The sequence below is a fragment of the Parafrankia colletiae genome, assembly GCF_001854655.1.
In the GTDB taxonomy this organism is placed as follows: Bacteria; Actinomycetota; Actinomycetes; order Frankiales; family Frankiaceae; genus Parafrankia; species Parafrankia colletiae.
Genome location: NZ_MBLM01000164.1, coordinates 1 through 3461, shown reverse-complemented (window position 1 = coordinate 3461; position 3461 = coordinate 1). Strand labels below are relative to the sequence as shown.

The following is a 3461-nucleotide window of genomic DNA, read 5'->3' as shown; positions in this document are numbered from 1 at the left end:
GCCTACGTCCGCACCGTCCTGACCTGGATGGCCGGCTACCGGCAGGGCGGAGCCACAGCCCAGCCCGGGGACACCTCGACCCCCGACGCCCTCCCGATCACCCGCCTCACCCCGAACGCCGTGCCACCCGCCACCGCGCCAAACGCCGACACGCCCATCCCCACCGCGCCGGCGTCCAYGACCGCGCCAGTGCCCACAGCCGTGCCGACGCCGAACCCGAGCCCCGAAATCCCCAGCTCCAGCCCCGAAATCCCCAGCTCCAGCCCCGGCGGCCCCAGCTCCAGTCCCGGAAGTCCCAGCCCGAGCCCTGGCAGCCCGGACACGCCGGTCCCACCGCCCAGCGGCCCGCCCTCGGAGACCCCGACACCTGGCGCCACGCCGGTTCAGCCCGCCTCGCCGACGGAGCAGCCACCAGCCGCACCAGCACCAGCACCGACCCGGACTCCGTCGTCGCCGACCGTGCCCACCGTTCCGGCCGAGCCGTCGTCGCCGGTTCCGCCCTCGCCGGTCCCGCCGTCGCCGCCGGCATCGCCATCCAGCCCGCCGCCAGCTGCCCCGGCGACGACCGCCGTGGCGACCCCGAGCCCGCCCCCCAACCCGGCATCGACCCCGAGCAGCGCCGACACCGCCCCCGAGCCGACCGTCAGCGAGCCTCGCGGCTGAGGATCGGCAAAGCCCTGCGTGGTGCACTGCCTTCGGGCTCGCCGATGCCGACTTCGACGGGCCGCCCGGCCGAGGGACGGAGGTATGTTCCTGGCAGGCGACGAGGACGGGGATCTGTTGGCCGTGCGCACAAAGGGGCTGCTCAGCAGCAGGCTGGGCGGGATGGGGACGACCATCTTCGCGGAGATGTCCGCACTGGCGGCCGCCACCGGTGCGATCAACCTGGGCCAGGGCTTCCCCGACACCGACGGCCCGGAGGCGGTCAGGGAGGCGGCGGTGCGGGCGCTGYGGGAGGGCCGCGGCAACCAGTACCCGCCCGGCCCCGGCGTCCCCGAACTGCGTGTCGCCATCGCTGCACACCAGAAACGCTTCTACGGCCTGGACGTCGACCCCGACACCGAGGTCCTGGTCACCGCCGGTGCCACCGAGGCGATCGCGGCGGCCATGCTGGCACTGCTGGAGCCCGGCGACGAGGTCATCGCCTTCGAGCCGTTCTACGACTCCTACGCCGCCTGTGTCGCGATGGCCGGTGCCCGGCTGCTTCCGGTGACCCTGCGGGCACCCGACTTCCGCCCCGATCTCGACGCTCTGCGGGCCCTGGTCACCCCGCGGACGCGACTGCTGCTCCTCAACTCCCCGCACAATCCCACCGGGATGGTCCTCACCGACGCGGAGCTGGCGGCGATCGCCGAGCTGGCCGTGGAGCGTGATCTTCTCGTCGTCACCGACGAGGTCTACGAGCATCTCGTCTTCGACGGCCGGCACCTTCCACTGATCGGTCTGCCGGGCATGCGGGAACGCACCGTCGCCATCTCCTCGGCCGGCAAGACCTTCTCGTTCACCGGCTGGAAGGTCGGCTGGGTGACCGCTGCCCCGGAGCTGGTCGCGGCGGTGCGTACCGCCAAGCAGTTCCTCACCTATGTCTGTTCGGGCCCGTTCCAGTACGCCGTCGCCGAGGCCCTCCACCTCCCGGACGACTACTTCACCGCCTTCCGGGACGGGCTGCGGGCCCGCCGTGACCTGCTGGCCGACGGGCTGGCCGCCGCCGGCTTCGAGGTCTACCGGCCGGAGGGCACCTACTTCATCACCACGGACATCACCTCGCTCGGCGAGCGGGACGCGCTRGCCTTCTGCCGGGGTCTGCCCACCCGGTGCGGGGTGGTCGCCGTGCCGAACTCGGTCTTCTACAGCACTCCCGGCGTCGGCGGCGCCCAGGTCCGTTTCGCCTTCTGCAAGCGCGAGGACGTGCTCCGTGAGGCAGCCGTCCGCCTGCGCCGACTGGCGGAATGAGTTCGCCGGGGCGGCGCGGGTGCCGGCGTCCACCGGAGCGTCAGCTGATGGCGGCCGAGAACGCCCGATAACCCTCGTTCTCACCGTCGACGAGCACGGTCTGACAACGACGAGCCTGTGACCGGCCCCGGTAGTTGGCAGGGCTCCGGCCGCGCTATATGGCAGCGCGGAGGCGGGGATCGGCAGGATGGACGCCATGACCGCGAAGATCACCCGTCTCAACCCTGAAGGGCTGCACGGGACGCCCGGCTATCACCACATCACCATCGTCGAGGCGGGGCGGACGGCATTGCTCGCGGGGCAGTGCCCGCTGGACCGCCACGGCGCCCTGGTCGGCGTCGGTGACCTCGATGCCCAGATCGACCAGATCGTCGCCAACGCCCTCACAGCCCTGGCCGCCGTCGACGCCCACCCGTGGCACGTCACCCGTTCCCGGATCTACGTGGTCACCACCGACACGGCGGTGCTCCACTCCGCCTGGCACCGACTCCGTAACTCGGCGCTCGGGCCCGCCTTCACGACCGCGAGCACGCTTCTGGGCGTCTCCCAGCTTGGCTTCACCGGACAGCTCATCGAGGTGGATCTCACCGCCGCTCTTCCCAGCTGATCCGTCATCGAGCCGCACTCGGCCCTGCCAACCAGCGCGGCCGGAACCCTGCCAACTACCGGGGTCGGTCACACGCCTGTGGTTCGCGGACGGCTCCGGGGCCCTGTAACAGCGCGGTTACACGCTGGTCGACCCGGACGCGGACACGGACACCTTCGACATCGAGTTCGCACTCCACGAGGGACCCGCGGCCCGATGGGCACGGCAGGCCCAGCCCGGCGCCGAGATCGACGCGACCGTGATGGGCTCGAAGTTCAGACTCCCCGATCCGCTGCCGTCGGAGTTCATCATCTTCGGCGACACCGCGTCGTTGTCCGCGATCAACTCCCTGCTCGACGCGATCGGCGACACGCCGGCCAGAGTGTGGCTGGAATGGCAACGCGAATCCGACCGGGACATCCCGGTGCATGTGAGTGACACGGTCACCGTCACCTGGCTCGAACGGATCAACGACGGTCAGCTCCTGCGCGAGATCGCTGAACAGATCACCTGCCCGCCCGGCGCTTTCGCATGGGTCGGTTGCGATGGCCTGACCACCCGATCGATCATGCAGACGATCCGTGGCCGGCACGCGCTGCCGAAGACTTCCATCAAAGCGCAGGCATACTGGAAGTGACGTCATGATGGTTCCCGGACAAGTGGCCATGCCGCGCGTCCGGAGGACAGGTCGCGGCCGCTTCGGCCGCGACCTTGTTCACTTCAGAAAACCATAATGCTCCCCGCCGGGGAAAGGGCCTCGCCATCCCGGATCGCCGCACTACCCGCGGATGTATTTCTCATGCTCCGGGAGCGGGAAAGAGGGAAGCTCGTCGGGGGTTCGAGGCACCACGTACAGCGCGATTCGGCGGTCGGCCCGCATGTCGTGCTCGCCCAGGAAAACGCCACCACCGAACGCCGAGAG

General features: G+C 70.6%; 4 protein-coding genes and 1 pseudogene. 4 read left to right on the top strand and 1 reads right to left on the bottom strand.

Features of this window, described 5'->3' with window-relative positions; genetic code table 11:
* Positions 1–383 precede the first annotated feature (383 nt).
* Positions 384–626 (bottom strand): hypothetical protein, encoded by a 243-nt coding sequence (locus tag CC117_RS31290; RefSeq protein ID WP_071091257.1) that lies wholly within the window; start codon positions 624–626, stop codon positions 384–386.
* Positions 627–747: 121 nt separating this feature from the next.
* On the opposite strand from CC117_RS31290, the gene CC117_RS31285 reads away from it, so the two are divergent.
* The 4 genes and pseudogenes from CC117_RS31285 (at position 748) to CC117_RS35565 (ending at position 3176) form a co-directional block, all read left to right on the top strand.
* Positions 748–1953 carry a pyridoxal phosphate-dependent aminotransferase gene (locus CC117_RS31285; protein ID WP_071091254.1) on the top strand — a complete coding sequence of 402 codons (1206 nt, stop codon included), beginning with the start codon at positions 748–750 and terminating at the stop codon, positions 1951–1953.
* 196 nt (positions 1954–2149) lie between these two features.
* Positions 2150–2560 carry a RidA family protein gene (locus tag CC117_RS31280; protein WP_071091251.1) on the top strand — a complete coding sequence of 137 codons (411 nt, stop codon included), beginning with the start codon at positions 2150–2152 and terminating at the stop codon, positions 2558–2560.
* A 124-nt stretch (positions 2561–2684) separates the two neighbouring features.
* Positions 2685–2780: pseudogene (locus CC117_RS40760) on the top strand (siderophore-interacting protein); the annotation flags it as partial.
* Positions 2781–2801: 21 nt separating this feature from the next.
* Positions 2802–3176: an SIP domain-containing protein gene (locus tag CC117_RS35565; protein WP_071091248.1), complete on the top strand. Its 375-nt coding sequence runs from the start codon at positions 2802–2804 to the stop codon at positions 3174–3176.
* The last annotated feature ends 285 nt before the right edge of the window (positions 3177–3461 follow it).